At 74.9% G+C, this 16,915-nt stretch carries 16 protein-coding genes; 11 read left to right on the top strand and 5 right to left on the bottom strand.

Going from position 1 to position 16,915, the window contains the following annotated elements; all coding sequences use genetic code 11:
• Window positions 1-209 precede the first annotated feature (209 nt).
• The 5 genes from pstC (at window position 210) to ACIOHG_RS37045 (ending at window position 6,277) form a co-directional block, all read left to right on the top strand.
• The gene (gene pstC, locus ACIOHG_RS37025; protein WP_400957915.1) at window positions 210-1,226 is read left to right on the top strand and encodes a phosphate ABC transporter permease subunit PstC; all 1,017 of its coding nucleotides are present in this window, start codon (window positions 210-212) and stop codon (window positions 1,224-1,226) included.
• A gap of 13 nt (window positions 1,227-1,239) precedes the next feature.
• A complete protein-coding gene (gene pstA, locus ACIOHG_RS37030; RefSeq protein ID WP_400957917.1) occupies window positions 1,240-2,637 on the top strand; it encodes a phosphate ABC transporter permease PstA in 1,398 nt (465 codons plus the stop codon).
• A gap of 38 nt (window positions 2,638-2,675) precedes the next feature.
• Entirely contained in the window at window positions 2,676-4,397 is a 1,722-nt protein-coding gene (locus tag ACIOHG_RS37035) for a substrate-binding domain-containing protein (protein ID WP_400957919.1), read from the top strand.
• Window positions 4,394-5,311, top strand: coding sequence for a sortase domain-bontaining protein (locus ACIOHG_RS37040; protein WP_400957921.1), 918 nt, complete (start codon window positions 4,394-4,396; stop codon window positions 5,309-5,311). Before ACIOHG_RS37035 ends, ACIOHG_RS37040 begins: the two co-directional genes overlap by 4 nt.
• A 78-nt stretch (window positions 5,312-5,389) precedes the next feature.
• Window positions 5,390-6,277 carry a phosphate ABC transporter ATP-binding protein gene (locus tag ACIOHG_RS37045; RefSeq protein WP_400957923.1) on the top strand — a complete coding sequence of 296 codons (888 nt, stop codon included), beginning with the start codon at window positions 5,390-5,392 and terminating at the stop codon, window positions 6,275-6,277.
• Window positions 6,278-6,361: 84 nt separating this feature from the next.
• On the opposite strand, the gene ACIOHG_RS37050 is transcribed toward ACIOHG_RS37045, so the two are convergent.
• Together ACIOHG_RS37050 and ACIOHG_RS37055 are read right to left on the bottom strand one after the other, a co-directional pair.
• The gene (locus ACIOHG_RS37050; protein WP_400957925.1) at window positions 6,362-7,609 is read right to left on the bottom strand and encodes a PP2C family protein-serine/threonine phosphatase; all 1,248 of its coding nucleotides are present in this window, start codon (window positions 7,607-7,609) and stop codon (window positions 6,362-6,364) included.
• Window positions 7,606-9,243, bottom strand: a complete 1,638-nt coding sequence (locus ACIOHG_RS37055) for an ATP-binding protein (RefSeq protein WP_400957927.1) — start codon at window positions 9,241-9,243, stop codon at window positions 7,606-7,608. Before ACIOHG_RS37055 ends, ACIOHG_RS37050 begins: the two co-directional genes overlap by 4 nt.
• A gap of 125 nt (window positions 9,244-9,368) precedes the next feature.
• On the opposite strand from ACIOHG_RS37055, the gene ACIOHG_RS37060 reads away from it, so the two are divergent.
• From ACIOHG_RS37060 to ACIOHG_RS37080, 5 genes are all read left to right on the top strand, one after another.
• Window positions 9,369-9,767, top strand: coding sequence for a hypothetical protein (locus tag ACIOHG_RS37060; RefSeq protein WP_400957929.1), 399 nt, complete (start codon window positions 9,369-9,371; stop codon window positions 9,765-9,767).
• Window positions 9,767-10,201 (top strand): response regulator, encoded by a 435-nt coding sequence (locus ACIOHG_RS37065; protein ID WP_400957931.1) that lies wholly within the window; start codon window positions 9,767-9,769, stop codon window positions 10,199-10,201. The genes ACIOHG_RS37060 and ACIOHG_RS37065 overlap by 1 nt, the downstream gene beginning before the upstream one ends.
• A 148-nt stretch (window positions 10,202-10,349) precedes the next feature.
• Window positions 10,350-11,795 (top strand): dihydrolipoyl dehydrogenase family protein, encoded by a 1,446-nt coding sequence (locus ACIOHG_RS37070; RefSeq protein WP_400957933.1) that lies wholly within the window; start codon window positions 10,350-10,352, stop codon window positions 11,793-11,795.
• A 190-nt stretch (window positions 11,796-11,985) separates the two neighbouring features.
• The gene (locus ACIOHG_RS37075; protein WP_400957935.1) at window positions 11,986-13,038 is read left to right on the top strand and encodes an LLM class flavin-dependent oxidoreductase; all 1,053 of its coding nucleotides are present in this window, start codon (window positions 11,986-11,988) and stop codon (window positions 13,036-13,038) included.
• Between the two features lie 78 nt (window positions 13,039-13,116).
• Window positions 13,117-13,605, top strand: coding sequence for a nuclear transport factor 2 family protein (locus ACIOHG_RS37080; protein WP_400957937.1), 489 nt, complete (start codon window positions 13,117-13,119; stop codon window positions 13,603-13,605).
• Window positions 13,606-13,938: 333 nt separating this feature from the next.
• Here ACIOHG_RS37080 and ACIOHG_RS37085 read toward each other — a convergent pair whose 3' ends face one another.
• Together ACIOHG_RS37085 and ACIOHG_RS37090 are read right to left on the bottom strand one after the other, a co-directional pair.
• Window positions 13,939-14,925: a LacI family DNA-binding transcriptional regulator gene (locus ACIOHG_RS37085; RefSeq protein ID WP_400957939.1), complete on the bottom strand. Its 987-nt coding sequence runs from the start codon at window positions 14,923-14,925 to the stop codon at window positions 13,939-13,941.
• Window positions 14,926-15,245: 320 nt separating this feature from the next.
• Complete coding sequence (locus ACIOHG_RS37090; RefSeq protein ID WP_400957941.1) at window positions 15,246-15,572, bottom strand: hypothetical protein; 327 nt, start codon at window positions 15,570-15,572, stop codon at window positions 15,246-15,248.
• A gap of 124 nt (window positions 15,573-15,696) precedes the next feature.
• On the opposite strand from ACIOHG_RS37090, the gene ACIOHG_RS37095 reads away from it, so the two are divergent.
• Window positions 15,697-16,335, top strand: a complete 639-nt coding sequence (locus tag ACIOHG_RS37095; RefSeq protein ID WP_400957943.1) for a restriction endonuclease — start codon at window positions 15,697-15,699, stop codon at window positions 16,333-16,335.
• A gap of 10 nt (window positions 16,336-16,345) precedes the next feature.
• Here the strand turns inward: ACIOHG_RS37095 and ACIOHG_RS37100 are convergent.
• Window positions 16,346-16,915: tetratricopeptide repeat protein (locus ACIOHG_RS37100; RefSeq protein WP_400957945.1), on the bottom strand; the 570-nt coding region annotated here is incomplete at its 5' end.

Below are 16,915 nucleotides of genomic sequence, written 5' to 3' on the forward strand. Positions count from 1 at the left end.
CGGCGGGGGGGGGCCCGCGGGGGGGGCGGGGGGGGGGGGGGGGGGGGGGGGGGGGGGGGGGGGGGGGGGGGGGGGGGGGGGGGGGGGGGGGGGGGGGGGGGGGGGGGGGGCGGCGCGGCCCCGCCGGGCGGGGGGGGGGCCCCCCCCCCCCCCGGCCCCACGGCCACCCGACCACCCCAGGAACCCTCACCGCGCGGAGAGTTGACACCATGACAGCCGCCGTCCAGCCGACGGACACCCGGGTCCCACCGCCGACGCCCGACCACGACCGGCCCCGCCCGATCGACGCCCCCGCCTCGCCCGCCGACCGGGCCTTCCGCGGCGTCCTGCGCGCCGCCGGGCTGTCGGTGTTCGTGATGATGGGCCTGATCGCCTTCTTCCTGCTGCTGCGCGGCACCGAGGCGCTGCGCGCCGTCGGCCTGTCCTTCCTCACCGAGGTCAACTGGCGCACCGCCGCGCACTCCTTCGGCATCGCCGCGGTCCTGCCCAACGGCATCATGATCGCCGTCATCGCGCTGGTCCTCGCGGTGCCGGTCGCGCTCACCGCCGCGCTGTTCATCTCCGAGTACGCGCCGGTGCGGCTGCGGCCCGCGCTGATCTCGATGGTCGACCTGATGGCCGCCGTCCCGAGCATCGTCTACGGCCTGTGGGGCCTGTTCTTCCTGCAGGGCCGGATCGTCGGCACCTGCCGCTGGCTGGCCAACCACCTCGGCGGCCCGCTGCCGTTCCTCCGGGTGCGGATCGGTGACACCCCGACCTCCTACACCTCCTCGACCTTCATCGCCGGTGTCGTGGTCGCCCTGATGATCATCCCGATCATCACCTCGCTCAGCCGCGAGGTCTTCTCGCAGGCCCCGATCGGCGAACGGGAGGGCGCCTACGCGCTCGGCTCCACCCGCTGGGGCATGGTCCGCACCGTCGTCCTGCCGTTCGGCCGCGGCGGCATGATCGGCGCCGTGATGCTCGGCTTCGGCCGCGCGATGGGCGAGACCATCGCCGTCGCGCTGATCGTCTCCCCGGTCTTCCGGGTCTCCTGGCACGTCCTGGAGAACGGCGGCGGCTCGATCTCCGCCCTGATCGCGCTGCGCTTCAGCGAGTCCGACAGCCTCTCGCTGTCCGCGCTGATGGCCGCCGGACTGGTGCTGTTCGCCCTCACCCTGCTGGTCAACGTGGCCGCCGGGTTCATCATCAGCCGGTCCCGGTCCGGCGCCTCGACCTCGGACTGACCGGAGGCCACCGATGTCCACCCAGCCCCTCGAACCCCGGCCCCTCGAACCCCAGCCCCTCGAACCCCAGCCCCTCGAACCCCGGCCCCTCGAACCCCGGCCCCTCGAACCCCGGCCCCTCGAACCCCCAGCGCTCGACGCCCCCGCGCCGGGAATCACCGCGCCGGGCGCCCCCGGACCCGTGCTCCCCGAGCAGCGGCGGATCAAGCTCGGCGGCACCACCCGCGAGGAGGTGCTCACCATGCTCGGCGCGGGCACCGGCTCGCTCGCCCTGGACTGGCTGCTGTACGAGCGCGTCCTGCCGTTCAGCGGCGCCTTCGGCTTCCTGCTCTGCTGGTACGCGCTGTTCCTCGGGACGTACGCGCTGGCCGGCCGGCTCCAGTGGGACGCCCTGACCGTCCGCGAACGCCTGGCCACCGCCGTCGCCTGGAGCTCCGGCCTGCTGCTGTTCGCGGTCATCCTCGAACAGCTCGGCTTCGTCGCGCTGCGCGGTCTGAACGCCGCCCGGCACGTCAACTTCTTCACCGAGACGATGCGGACCACCGCCCCGCTCTCGCCGATCACCTCCGGCGGCTGCGTGCACGCCGTCGTCGGCTCGCTCGAACAGCTCGGCCTGGCCACCCTGTTCTCGGTGCCGCTGGGCGTCCTCACCGCGGTCTTCCTGGTCGAGGCGGGCGCCACCCGCCGCGGCGCCCGCCTGGTCAAGCCGGTCCGGGTCCTGGTCGAGGCGATGACCGCGCTGCCGTCCATCGTCGCCGGGCTGTTCGTCCTCGGCGTCGTCATCCTCACCCTCGGCGCCGAGAAGAGCGGCTTCGCCGCCTCCCTGGCGCTCACCGTGATGATGACCCCGATCGTCACCCGCGCCGCCGAGGTCGTGGTCCGGCTCGTCCCCGGCACCCTCAAGGAGGCCTCGTACGCGCTCGGCGCCAGCCAGTGGCGCACTGTCTGGCACGTGGTGCTGCCCACCGCCCGCCCCGGCCTGACCACCGCCGTCGTGCTCGGTATGGCCCGCGGCGTCGGCGAGACCTCCCCGGTGCTGCTCACCGCCGGCTTCACCACCCGCCTCAACTTCGACCCGCTGCACGGCAACCAGGCCAGCCTGCCGCTGTTCATCTGGAACTACGTCAAGCAGCCCTACCCCGAGATGGTGGCCCGGGCCTTCGCCGGCGGCCTCACCCTGATGTTCGTGGTGCTGGTGCTGTTCGTCACCGCCCGCGTCCTGGGCCGCCCGCGCACCGCCGCCGACCGCCCCACCCGGCGCTCGCGGGGCACCGCCCGCACCGCCGCCGCCGGGGCGGCCCGGCCCTCCGCCGCGCCCCGCCCGGCCCTCGCCCGCACCGCGACCGTCCACACCGCGACCGCCCGCCCCGCCGCGGCCCCGCGCCCCGCCCTGGCGGTGGAGAACCGATGACCCGTCAGAAGACCAGCCAGCGAAGGAAGACCCGTCCCGTGCGACTCCGTCACCTGGCGTCGGCGCTGCTCGCCGCCGCCCTGGCCCTGCCCACCGCGCTGCTCACCGCCGCGCCCGCGCACGCCGCGACCTCGCTGAACGCGGACGGCTCCAGCTGGGCCGGCCCGGCCATCGACCAGTGGCGGCGCGACGTCGGGCCGATGGGCATCGAGATCGACTTCAACCCGGTCGGCTCGGCGGCCGGCCGGGTCCAGTGGGCCAACGGCCAGGACGACTTCACCGCCTCCGACGTGCCGTTCCGCTCCACCGCCGACACCGGCATCGACCCCACCCGCGGGCAGGCCGGCCAGGGCCAGTCGGAGAACCCGCGGCACGGCTACTCGTACGTGCCGATCACGGCCGGCGGCACCGCGCTGATGTACCACCTGGAGCTCGGCGGCAAGAAGGTCACCGACCTGCGGCTGTCCACCGACACCATCGTGGACATCTTCACCAACCGGATCACCTCCTGGGACGACCCGAAGATCACCGCCGACTACGGGCGGGCGCTGCCGAAGATCCCGATCACCCCGGTGGTCCGCTCCGACGGCTCCGGCGCCACCGCCCAGTTCACCCGCTGGATGGAGCACACCCACAAGGACCAGTGGGAGGGCTACTGCAAGCAGGTCAACGGCGTGGCCTGCGGCGACTACACCGAGTTCTTCCCGGCCGCGGGCCGGATGACCTCGCAGAACGGCTCCGACGTGGTGGCCGGCTACATCCAGTCGCCGACCGGCGTCGGCGCGATCGGCTACGACGAGTACGCCTTCGCCAAGCGCGCCAACTGGCCCGTCGTCAAGGTGCTCAACCCGGCCGGGTACTACAGCCTGCCGACCGCCTCCAACGTGGCCGTCGCACTGACCGCCGCCCGGATCCGCGGCGTCGACGACAACACCTCCGCCGACGACCCGAACTACCTGCAGCAGAACCTGGACGGCGTCTACGCCAACAACGACCCGCGCTCCTACCCGATCTCCTCCTACAGCTACCTGATCGTGCCGCGGGCCAACGCCGCGCTGCCGGTGCCGCCGCGCTTCAACGACGCCAAGGGCAACGCGCTCAGCCGCTACCTCGCCTACGTGCTGTGCGCCGGGCAGGGCGAGGCCGACGAGCTCGGCTACTCGCCGATCCCGCGCAACCTGGTCCGCGGCGGCCTGCTGCAGACCCAGCACATCCCCGGCAACGCCAGCCCCGTCGACCCCAACTCGCTGAGCAACTGCGCCAATCCGACGTTCAACTCGGCCGGTGAGCTGACCGTACTGAAGAACGCCCCGCAGCCCAGCCCCTGCGACAAGAAGGGCGCCCCGCCGGCCTGCACCGTGCAGAACGGACAGGCCGTCAAGTCCGGTACCGGCGGTTCCTCCGCCGGTGGCGCTTCCGGCGGAAACGGGAGCGGCAACGGAGCCGGCGGCGCGGGCGGGACCGGCGGCGCCGCCGGCGGCAACGCCGCGGCGGCCGGCGGCGCGACGGGCGGCGACGGCGGCGCCGCCGCGGTGGTCGACCCGCAGACCGGCGAACTCGTCGTGACCGGCTCCGGTGGCGGCGGCGGTGCGGGCGGCGCGGAGAACGCCCCCGGCGCCGTGGTCGCGCTCGACGGCCGCCCGCAGGACTGGCTGCTCTCCACCCTCACCGCGATCGAACTGCTCGGCGTGGTCACCGTCCCGCCGCTGCTGGTCGCCTGGTGGCGCCGCCGCGACACCACCACCGGGGGTACCCGGTGAGCCGGACCACCGCCCTCGCGCCCGCCCCCGCCCCGGACGCGCCCGCGCCCGAACGCCCGCCGACCCCGGCCCGGGCCGCCGGGCCCGAACTCCCCGGGGCGGCCGGCCGCCGGGTGGTGCTGACCGTCGCCTGGGTGGTGACGCTCGGTGCCGTCCTGCTGCTCGGCTTCGCCGGCTACCTGCTGGCGTTCTCCGGCCTCCAGGCCGCCCACCACCAGGCCACCGCCTACGCCACCCTGCGCGACCAGCTGGGCCGGGCCACCGCCCCGACCGGCCCGGCCGCCGACGGCGCGCCGCTCGCCGTCCTCGACATCCCCGCGCTCGGCCTGCACCGGGCCGTCGTGGTCGAGGGCACCGACGGCCGCGACCTGATGCGCGGCCCCGGCCACCGCCGCGACACCGTGCTGCCCGGCCAGCCCGGCGTCGCGGTGCTGTTCGGCCGCTCCACCACCTTCGGCGCGCCGTTCGCCGGCCTGACCGGGCTCAAGGTCGGCGACGGGATCGACGTCACCACCGGCCAGGGCAGCTTCCACTACACCGTCAACGCGTACGGGGACGGCGAGCACCCGATCCGGGACACCGCCCCGAACCGGCTGGTGCTGGCCACCGGGGACTCCGACTGGCTGCCGACCGGCACCGTGCTGGTCGGCGCCCGGCTCGACGGAGATCCCGAACCGCTCGGCGCGAAGCGGCCCGCCGCCACCCCTACCGACAAGGTGCTGGCCGCCGACAAGGGTGCCCTGCCGGCGCTCCAACTCTGGTCGCTGGCGCTGCTGTTCGCTGTGATCGTCACCCTCGTCACCGCCCGCCGCTGGCGCCGCTCGGCCGCCTACCTGTGCTTCGCGCCGGTGGTCGCCGCGCTGCTCTGGTCGGTGTACGAGAACGCCGCCGCCCTGCTCCCCAACGTCTACTGACCCGCCGGGCCCGGCCGCGCCGCCGTCGCGCCGCCGGGCCCCGGGCCGCCAGCCCCGCCGGAAAGGACCGCCCGACCGATGACCGAGACCGCGCAACCCGCCCTCCCCACCCAGGAGTTCGACTCCGGCCCGGGCGACCCGCCGACCGTGCCGCTGCCGCCCGTCCGGCTCGACCCGCCGACCGCCGGGCGGCTGTCCGGCCTGGAGACCCGCGACCTCACCGCCTGGTTCGGCCCGCGCAAGGTGCTGGAACGCGTCTCGCTGGGCATGCGGGCCGGCGAGATCACCGCGCTGATCGGCCCGTCCGGCTGCGGCAAGTCCACCTACCTGCGGATCCTCAACCGGATGCACGAGATGGTGCGCGGCGCCGCACTGGCCGGCGAGGTGCTGCTCGACGGCGAGGACGTGTACGCGCCCGGCCGTCGGCCCGCCGAGGTCCGCCGCCGGATCGGCATGGTGTTCCAGCGCCCCAACCCGTTCCCCGCCATGTCGCTGTACGACAACGTGGTCTCCGGCCTCAAGCTGGCCGGCATCAAGGCCACCCGTGAGGAGCGCGACCACCTGGTGGAGTCCAGCCTCCGGCAGGCCGGCCTGTGGGACGAGGTCAGCAGCCGGCTCGGCACGCCGGGCGGCGCGCTCTCCGGCGGCCAGCAGCAGCGCCTGTGCATCGCCCGCTCGCTCGCCGTCTCCCCGGAGATCCTGCTGATGGACGAGCCCTGCTCGGCCCTCGACCCGACCTCCACCCGCCGGATCGAGGAGACCATCGCCGAACTCCGGCACCGGGTCACCATCGTCATCGTCACCCACAACATGCAGCAGGCCCAACGCGTCTCGCAGTCCTGCGCGTTCTTCCTGGCCAGCCACGACACCCCCGGCCGGATCGTCGAATCCGGGCCCACCGAACGCCTGTTCACCGACCCCGCCGACCGGCGCACCGCCGACTACGTGAACGGCCGCTTTGGCTGACGTACCGTCACCGGACTGCCCGTGGCGGCGGTCCGGTGACGGTGGCCCGGATTCACCGGATCCAGGGACCCGGATTCACCGGATTCAGGGGCAGCGCAGGTGCAGCAGTGCCATGTCGTCGGAGTGCCGGCCCGCGTTGAGCGCGCGGGCCCGCTCGACCAGGCGGCTCAGCAGCAGGTCGCCGCCCGCGCCGCCGGCGTCCTCGATCAGCCGGATCACGCCCGTGGTGCCGAGCCGGCCCGCGTCCGGTGCGGTGCCGGTGCGGCCCTCGCTGAGGCCGTCGGTGTAGAGCAGCAGGTCGGCACCGGCCGGCAGGGTGTGCCGGGTGGGCCGCCAGCTGCCGAGGCCGGGCGCGATGCCCAGGGCCAGGCCGTACTCGACCGGCAGCTCCCGGGCGGTGCCGCCGGAGATCACCAGCGGCGGGTGGTGCCCGGCCAGATGGACCGTCAGTTCACGGCTGTCGGGCCGCAGTTCGAGGATCGTGCAGGTGGCGAAGTTGTCGGCGGGCACCCGTTCGGCGACCAGCATCTCCTCCAGCAGCCGCAGCAGGTCCGCGCCGCGGTGCCCGCCCAGGGTCAGCGCCCGCCAGGTGATCCGCAGGCAGACGCCGAGCGCCGCCTCGTCCGGGCCGTGGCCGCTGACGTCGCCCATCACGGCGTGCACGGCGCCGTCTGAGGTGCGCACCACGTCGAGGAAGTCCCCGCCGAGCAGGGCCCGTTCGCGCCCGGGCAGGTAGCGGGTGGCGGCGGTGACGGGGGAGCCCTGCAGCAGCGGGGTGGGCAGCAGGCCGCGCTCCAGCCGGGTGTTCTCATGGGCGCGCAGCCGGTTCTCGCGCAGTTCGGCGGCGGCCCGCTCGGCCTGCTTGCGGTGCACGGCGTAGCGGATCACCCGGGTCAGCAGGTCCGGGCTGACCTGGCCCTTGACCAGGTAGTCCTGGGCGCCGCCGGCCACGGCCAGCTCGCCGGTGCGGGACTCGTCCAGCCCGGTCAGCACGATGATCGCGGTCTCCGGGCGGACCGACTGCAGGGTGCGCAGTGCCCCGATCCCGGTGGAGTCCGGCAGGTTGAGGTCGAGCAGCACGCAGTCGGCGCCGTGCGCGGCCAGCGCGGCGACCGCGCCGGCCAGGCTCTGCTGCCAGGCCAGCGAGTGCTCCAGGCCGGTGTCCAGCAGCAGTTCCTCGACCAGCAGGGCGTCGCCGGGGTCGTCCTCGACCAGCAGCACCCGGTAGGCGGGCTCCGGCGGCGCGGACCGCTGCGGTTCGATCCCGGTCGCGAGGCCGGTGACGGTCCCGGCGGTGGGGCCGGTGGCGAGGCCGGTGGGGGCGAGGTTCACCGGGCGCTCCCGGCGAGGGCCCCGGCCGGACGCTCCCCGGCGGCGGTGTCCCCGGCGGCCTCCGGCGCGTCCGGCTCTGCCGGGGCCGGCGCCGGGGCCTCGGCGGCCAGCGTCAGGACGATCCGGGCGCCGCCGGTGTGCGCGGTGTCGACGGCGATGGCGCCGCCGTGGAACTCGACGATCTTCTGGCACATGGCGAGGCCGATGCCGTTGCCCGGGTACTCCTCGCGGGTGTGCAGCCGCTGGAAGATCACGAAGATCCGCTCGGCGAACTCCGGGTCGATGCCGATGCCGTTGTCGGTGACGGCCAGCTCCCAGTGCTCCCCGGCGCGGCGGGCGGTGACCGCGATCCGCGGCGGCCGGTCGGGGGAGCGGAACTTGAGCGCGTTGCTGAGCAGGTTCTGCAGCAGCATGCCGAGCTGGGTGGTGTCGCCGGGCAGGGTCGGCAGCGGGTCGGCGGTGATCTCCGCGCCGGTCTCCTCGACCGCGACGGCGAGCGCGTCCCGGGCGTCGGTGAACACCCGGTCCAGGTCGACGGGCGCGTACTGGCGGTGCAGCCGGCCGACTCGGGAGAACGCCAGCAGGTCGTTGATCAGCGTCTGCATCCGGTTGGCGCCGTCCACCGCGAAGCCGATGTACTGGTCGGCCCGCTGGTCGAGCTGCCCGGCGTAGCGCCGCTGCAGCAGCTGGCAGAAGCTGGCGACCTTGCGCAGCGGCTCCTGGAGGTCGTGCGAGGCGACGTAGGCGAACTGCTCCAGTTCGGTGTTGGAGCGGCGCAGGTCGGCGGCCTGCTCGTCGAGCCGGTCGCGGATCCGGTCGGCGAGCGCCAGCTGCTCGACCAGGCGGCGCCGCATCTGCTCGACGTCGGTGCCGAGCTGGGCCAGGTCGGCGGGCCCGCCGGGGAGGTCGACGGGGTGGTCGAACTCGCCGGCGGCGACCCGCCGGACGTCCCGGGAGAGGGCGTCCAGCGGGAGGGTGATGGCGCGCAGGCCGAGGAAGGCGGCCCCGGCCAGCAGCAGCACGATGGCGCCGATGCTGCCGAACACCCAGTGGCTGAAGTCCTCGGCGTCGGCGAGTTCGGCCGCCGAGCGGGCCCGGGAGTCCTCCAGCCGGGCGCGCAGCGTGTCGCTCGCGGCCCGGACGGCGTCGAAGTCCCGCTTGCCGGCCTCGGCGTTGGCGGCGGCCAGCGGCACGGGCGCGCCGGACGGGGCGGCGGCCACCGGTTCGGCGACGTCCCGCCGCCAGACGGCGGCCCGGTCCAGCACCGCGTCCAGGTCGGCGAGCGCCGGGCCGTCCCCGGCCAGCAGGGTGCGCAGGCGCCCGACGGCGGCGTCCTCGTCGGTGCGCCCCTGGGTGTAGGGCGCGAGGAAGTCGGGGCTGCCGCTGAGGCCGTAGCCGCGGATGCCGGTCTCCTGGCCGACCAGGGCGGCGTCCAGCCGGACGGCGCTTATCAGCGCGGGCGAGGTCCGGCCGGTGAGGCGGTCGGTGGCGTCGGAGGCCCGGGCGAGCGCCCAGCCGCCGAGCACGCCGAGCACCAGCAGCACGGCCAGCGAGGCGAGGACGCTGGTGCCGAGCCACCGTCGGGTGGTCCAGACCGCCCTGCTCCGGGCGGGTCGAGTCGTCGCGCCAGGCACCGTGCACCTTCCGTCGCCGTCCGTCCGGCGGTCCGGGGGCCCGGAGCCGGTCGAGCAGCCGTACTGTACACCGGTATCGACAACAGATGTTGTCGAGGCGTCAACCGCTGGCCTAGGATGCCCGCATGCCGGCGAACCCGACGCGACAGCGGATACCCGAAGACGAGCTGGCCATGCTCTGTACGACGGCGGTCACCGATCTGGTCGCGCGGCTGACCGGACGTCTCTTCGACACCGACCCCGCAACGGATCACCTGGCCCGCCTGCAGGTCCTCACCCACCTGCAGCGGACGCTCGCCCAGCAGTGCGAGCAGACGGCGCTGCACGCCGCCCGCGCCGGGGCGGGCTACCCTCAACTCGGCCTGGCCGCCGGCATCACCCGACAGGGCGCCCGGCGCCGCTGGCCCGGCCTGGTGCCGGTACGGAACGATCAGGTGCCGGTACGCAGCGACCTGGCACCGGTGCGCAACGACCTGGCGCCACCCGCGGTACGACCTTCCTCTTCTACGGACCGGAGCCGGTAATGGCGACCCCCCTCAGCACCCGCCCCTTCGACATCCTGCTGGTCGAGGACGACCCCGCCGACGCCCTGCTGATCGAGGAAGCCCTGCTCGACCGCAGCGCCACCCGCACCATCACCCAGGTCTCCGACGGCCTCGCCGCGCTGGAGCGGCTGCGCGACCCGGTGCTGGCCCGCCCCGACCTGATCGTGCTCGACCTCAACATGCCCCGGATGAACGGCCGTGAACTGCTCGGCGTGCTCAAGGGCGACGAGGAGCTGAAGGTCATCCCCACGGTCGTGCTCACCACCTCCGGCGCGCCCGACGACATCTCCTCGGCCTACCGCAACCACAGCAACGCGTACATCACCAAGCCGGTCAACCTGGACGACTTCGTCCGCGCCGTCCGCCAGATCGACACCTTCTTCCTCGACACCGCGACGCCGCCGGTCCGCTGACGCCCGCTGCTCCCGCCGCCCCGGCCGGTGCGGCAGGATGGGACCTGACGGGCCGTCGGGCCCGGCGCACGGACGAGCGGCCGCACGGGCGAACGGACGGGCGCACGGGCGGACGGGCGGACGGATGCGGCAGAGGGACGGTGGACGGATGAACGGCGGGCGGACGGACGGCGAGCAGACCTGGGACGTGGTGGTGCTCGGGGGCGGGCCGACCGGGGAGAACCTCGCGGACCGGGCCCGGGCCGGCGGCCTGAGCGTCGTGGTCGTGGAGAGCGAACTCGTCGGCGGCGAATGCTCCTACTGGGCCTGCATGCCCAGCAAGGCCCTGCTGCGCCCCGCCGCCGCGCTCGCCGACGCCCGCCGCCTGCCCGGCACCCGGGAGGCCGTCACCGGCCCGCTGGATGCCGCCGCCGTGCTGGCCCGCCGGGACGCCTTCGCCTCGCACTGGCACGACGCCGGCCAGGTGTCCTGGCTGGAGTCCGCCGGCATCGACCTGGTCCGCGGCCACGGCCGGCTGGACGGCGAGCGCCGCGTCCTGGTCGACACCCCCGACGGCGGGCGGCGGGTCCTGCTGGCCCGGCACGCCGTCGCCGTCTGCACCGGCACCCGGGCCGCCCTGCCCGACCTCCCCGGCCTGGCCGACGCCGGGGTGTGGACCAGCCGGGAGGCCACCTCCGCCAAGGCCGTCCCCGGCCGGCTCGCGGTGGTCGGCGGCGGCGTCGTCGCCGTCGAAATGGCCACCGCCTGGCGGGCGTTGGGCAGCGAGGTCACCCTGCTGGTGCGCGGCGAACGGCTGCTCGACCGCACCGAGGACTTCGCCGGGCAGCTGGTCGCCGACGGCCTGCGCGCCGCCGGCACCGACGTCCGCCTCGGCGTCTCCGTCACCGCCCTGCACCGCGCCCCCGGCGGCGAACTCACCCTCGACCTGTCCGACGGCACCCGGCTGCCCACCGACGAGGTGCTGTTCGCCACCGGCCGCACCCCGAACACCGCCGACCTCGGCCTGGACACCGTCGGCCTCGCCCCCGGCCGGTGGATCGACACCGACGACACCGGCCTGGCCACCGGCGTCCCCGGCCAGTGGCTGTACGCCGCCGGAGACGTCAACCACCGCGCCCTGCTCACCCACCAGGGCAAGTACCAGGGCCGGATCTTCGGCGCCGCCATCGCCGACCGCGCCGCCGGCCGCCCGCTCGACACCGCCCGCTGGGGCCGCTCCGTCGCCACCGCCGACCACGCCGCCGTCCCGCAGGTCGTCTTCACCGACCCCGAGGTGGCTGCCGTCGGCCTGACGCTCCGCCAGGCCGAGGACGCCGGACTGCGGGTCCGCGCCGTCGACTACGAACTCGGCGACGTCTCCGGCGCCGCCCTGCACGCCGACGGCTACCGGGGCCGGGCCCGCGCCGTCGTCGACCTCGACCGGGAGGTGCTGGTCGGCGTCACCTTCGCCGGGCCCGGCGTCGCCGAACTCCTGCACGCCGCCACCGTCGCCGTCGTCGGCGAGGTCCCGCTCGACCGGCTCTGGCACGCCGTCCCCGCCTACCCCACCGTCAGCGAGATCTGGCTGCGCCTGCTGGAGACCTACCGGGGCTGAACCGCCCCGGCGGGGCTGAGCCCGCAAGCCGCACCTGGGTGCCCGGGTGCCCGGGTGCGGCCTCCGGAAAGCGTTTTCCCGTTGTTGCGGCGGCATGACGCCGCGTCACAATCCGGCCGCACGGTTGATCGCCCGGCCCCGGTGTGTGAGCGTGGCGGCGGAGAACGTGCACGGAACGAGGAGGAACCCGGTGCCCACCCCCGACCGGCCCCTGCGATCGCTGGGCTTCCTGACCATCGGCCTGTTCGACGAACACCGGCCCGCCGAGGGCCACGAGACCACCCTGCGGATGATCGAACTCGGCGAGCGGCTCGGCTTCGACAGCGCCTGGCTGCGCCACCGCCACCTGCAGTACGGCATCTCCTCCCCGCTGACGGTGCTGGCCGCCGCGACCCAGCGCACCCGCCGGATCGCCCTCGGCACCGCCGTCACCCCGCTCGGCTGGGAGAACCCGCTGCGCTACGCCGAGGACCTGGCCACCGTCGACGTGCTCTCCGGCGGACGGCTCAACCCCGGCGTCAGCGTCGGCCCGCCGCTGCACTTCGAGGACGTCAAGGGCGCGCTGTACCCCGACACCGCCGACCGCGAGGACTTCTCCTACCGCCGGGTCGAGCGGCTGCTCGGCCTGCTCCGGGGCGAACCGGCAAGCGCTTTCCGCGGCACCGAGGGCATCGAGTCCTACTCCGACCACGTCCAGCCGCACGCCCCCGGCCTGGCCGACCGGCTCTGGTACGGCGGCGGCAGCCTGCGCTCCGTCACCTGGGCCGGACAGCAGGGCCTCAACCTGCTCACCAGCAGCGTCGTCAAGGCCGAGGGCGAGCCGGACGGAAACGGGCCGGACGGGGACGGGCCCGCGGACTTCGAGTCGATCCAACTCGGCCTGATCCGGGCGTTCCGGGCCGCCCACCCGGCCGGCGAGCGGGCCCGGGTCTCGCACGGCCTGGTCGTCGTCCCCACCGACAGCGCCACCCCCGAGCAGCGCGCCAAGTACCACGCCTACGCCGAGTCCCGACTCGCCCGCACCCGCACCCCGCAGGGCCCGGCCCGGCTGCTGTTCGCCCCCGACCTGGTCGGCACCAGCGAGCAGCTCGCCGAACGGCTGTACGCGCACGCCGCGTTCCGCGAGACCGACGAGGTCGCCTTCGCCCTCCCGTTCACCTTCGCACCCGAGGACTACACCCAGATCCTCACCGACCTCGCCACCCGCCTCGGCCCCCTGCTCGGCTGGAAGCCCGCCGCCTGAACCCCCGCCGGGGCCGGCCGCTGCCGCGCCCCCGGAAAACCGTTGTCCGGGCGCGCGGCGGCGCTGCTACAAAGGGACATGGACGACACGATCATGGACCCGCTGGAGCGGATGCTCGCGGAACGCGCCTGCGAGCGCCTCCTGGTGGACTTCATCCACCGCCTCGACCTGGGCGAACCGGGCTCGGTCGCCGAGCTGTTCACCCCGGACGGCTACTGGCACTGGCCGCACGGGGACCGCCGGGTCGAGGGCCGGGAGGCTCTGCGCCGGTACTTCGCCTCCCGCCCGGCGGACCGGCTGTCGCGCCGCCTGATGACGAACATCCTGGTCACCGTGGAGTCCCCGACGACGGCCCGGTCCGTCTCGTACCTGACGACGTACCGGGTCGACGGCTACACGGGCGGCATGACCGAGCCCCGGCTCCCGGTCGGCATCGGCCACTACGAGGACACCTTCCGCAAGGTGGACGGCAGTTGGCTGCTGCACGGCCGCACCGTCTTCCTCCCCTTCGGCGCCGACACCGAGCGGCTGCCTTCCGCCACGTCGCCTGCGGGAAACCAGAACTGACGGGTTCTCAGCTCCGGAGGAGCGGTGAGCCGACCTGGTGCAGCGTCCCCGCCGGATCGCCGTCACCGTCCCCCACCTGCGGGCCGGCCGCCCCACCGCCACCGTCGCCCCGGCCGGCCGCTCCCTACGCCCTGATCCGCCTCCGCCTCACACCCGCCGGCCTGATCGCCCGCCTCGACATCACCCCGGCCGCACGCTGAGCCCGCCCGCCCGGTGGCGGTTGCCGCCCGTCCCCGGTCGGGAGGCGGCCCGGGCGTGGCGGCCCGGTTCCGCCGTTCCCCGGGCCCTGCATACTTCGGCTGCCGAAGAGCTCCCCGGGCTCCTGAGTGTTCGTCAGCAGGACTCGCGGACGACCAGGTGGGTCGGCAGGACCACGGAGCGGGACGGGGACGGGTCGCGGAGGAGTTCGACGGCGCGGGCGCCCAGGTCCTCGACGGGTTGGCGGACGGTGGTGAGCCCCGGGCGGGCGGTCGCGGCGGCGGGGGAGTCGTCGAAGCCGATGACCGCCACGTCCTCGGGGACGCGGCGGCCGAGCCGTCTGAGCGCGCGGAGGGCACCCACCGCCATCGCGTCGGAGGCGGCGAACACCGCGTCCACGTCCGGGTGTTGGCCCAGCAGCTTGAGCATCGCGTGCTCGCCCGAACGGGATCCGAAATCGCCGTAGGCGACCGCGCAGCGGGTCGGGTCGGCGTGGTCCGCCAGGGCCCGCCGGTACCCGGCCAGCCGGTCCGCGCCCGCGGCGGTGTCGGGAGGGCCGGCGATGGTGGCGATCCGCCGCCGCCCGGCCCGGTGCAGCAGGTGGACGGCGGCCCGGGCCCCGCTCAGGTTGTCGGCGTCCACGTGGGCGAGCCGCTGGGGCTGCGGCGGCCGGCCGAGCGAGACCACCGGCACGCCCGCGGCCTGCAGCAGGCCGGGCAGCGCCGGGTCGCCCCAGCGTCCGACCAGCAGCACCCCGTCGACGTGCCCGCCGCACAGGTAGCGCACCAGGGACGGCCGGGCGGGCCCGGGCCCGGGCCCGGCCGTCAGTACCACCAACTCCCGCTCGGGGGATACGCGTTGCGCCCCCGCGAGGAGCCGGACCGGGAACGGGTCGGCGTGGAAGCGCAGCACGTCCGCGAAGGCCACCACGGCGATCGCCCCGGTGTCGCGGGCGGTCGCGGCGGGCGCCCGGCGGCGCACGTACCGGAGCTCGCGGGCGGCGCACTCGACCCGGGCGGCGATCTCGGCGGAGACCGGCGCGGAACGGTTCAGCACCCGGGACGCGGTGGCGCTGGAGACGCTCGCGCGGGCCGCGACCTGGGCGAGCGTCGGACCGGGCACGGCCTCCGCGGCCTCCGCGGGCACGGCTTCGGTGGGGGGAACGGAGGCAGGACCGCCGGGCTCTCGGGCGGTACCGCTCGGGTGGGGGAGCGGGTGAACGGGCAACACGGTCGCCCTTCCTGGCGCGGGGTCGGGGAGTCCGTGGCCACCCGCCCGGGGCCACCGGCTCCCGCACCGTAGGTGCGTCGTCGGTGGACCGTCAAGGGGCGTGACAACGCGGATTCCCCATCCGCTTCGCCCGGCCGCCGCCAGCGGCCCCCACCGGCCCCCACCGGCCTTGCCCGCGAACCGCATTGGCTCCTCCGGTCGCCGGCGGACCGTCAACGGGTCGCGGCCGCAAGGGACTCCACCACGCTCTCGATCACCTGCCCGAGCGGCGTCGCGGCGATCAGCACGCCCAGCGTGACGGCGCTCACCACAGTCATCCCCTCGTCCACCCGGGACCGCGACTGGGTACGGCGGCGCAGCCTGAGCAGGACGACGACGGCGAGGAACACGGACGCGCTGACGGTGTACTGCACACCCACCCCTGACAGTTGGCGATCGAACGGAACGCGGCGAGCATGCCGGAACCCGCCCTCCCGCGCAGCCCGAACACCCGGTTCGGCCTCGGGAAACGCCTCGGGAAACGCCTTCGGTTCGGCCACCGACTGCCGTGATCCGGTCAATCGTCCGCTCCGGCCGGGGAGTTCACCCGAATACCGCCCCGCCGTCCCGCCCCGGCCTCCTACGATCACGGCCGGCAGCCGTCGACCCGGAGGGGGAACCAGCATGGGACGCAGGCCCGTTCGGCGACGCCGCGGCCCGCTGCGCCGCGCGCTCCCCCGGCACGGCGGCACACCGCTGTTCGTCCTGCTCGCCGCCACCGCGATCCTCGCCCTGCTCGCGGTCGACTGGCTGCTCCACCACCTGCTGGTCCTGCTCGCGCTGCTGGCCGTCGCGGGCACCGTCACCATGCTGCGCCTGCGCGCCCGGGCGCTCGCGGCGCAACGCCAGGAGGCCGCCCGGATCGCCGAACTGAACCACCTCGGGCCGTTCCTGACGATGACCCCGAAGGACTTCGAGCACGCCCTCGCCCTGCTCTGCCGCCGCGACGGCTGCACGGACGTCCGGGTGGTCGGCGGCGCGGGCGACCTCGCCGCCGACGTCCTCGCCACCACCCCCACCGGGCAGCGCATCCTGATCCAGGCCAAGCGCTACGGCCCGAAGACCCAGGTCAACTCCCCGGACGTCCAGAAGGTCAACGGCACCTACCGCGACGTCCACGGCTGCGACCTCGCCCTCGTCGTCACCACCGGCACCTTCACCCGGGCCGCCGCCGAATTCTGCACCCGCGTCGGCATCCGCACCGTCGACCGCCACACCCTCGCCCACTGGGCCGAGGGCCGCACTGCCCCACCCTGGGTCTGACCCGTCCCGGCTACTGGTCGGCTTTCGCCAGGACTTCTTCGGCTTTGGTGTCGGCCCCGGCAGTCCGGTAGGCGGCTGCGGAGGCTTCGCGGGTGGCCCGGACCTCGCCGGTGGGGCGTCCAGCGGCCTGGAGGGTGTCGGCGAGTTCGTCGAGCGCCCTGCCCTCGCGGTAGGTGTCGTTCAGCTCGCGGAAGATCGCGACTGCTTGCTCACCGGCTTCCGTGGCCTGCTCGTACGCTCCCGTGTCTCGCCAAGCGGTGCCGAGGTTGTTCCAGGCGATGCCTTCACTGTGGCGGTCGTTGAGGTCGCGGTTGATGTCGAGGGCGTGTTGGTGGGCCTGGAGGGCTTCGTCGTAGCGGCCCAGTTCCTTGAGGGCGGTGCCGAGGTTGTTCCAGGCTGTGCCTTCGTGGTGGCGGTCGTTGAGGTCGTGGTGGATGTCGAGGGCGTGTTGGTGGGCCTGGAGGGCTTCGTCGTAGCGGCGCAGTTCCTTGAGGGCGGTGCCGAGGTTGTTCCAGGCTGTGCCTTCGTGGTGGCGGTCGTTGAGGTCGTGGTGGATGTCGAGGGCGTGTTGGTGGGCGTA

This window comes from Kitasatospora sp. NPDC088134 (assembly GCF_044741705.1).
GTDB lineage: Bacteria > Actinomycetota > Actinomycetes > Streptomycetales > Streptomycetaceae > Kitasatospora.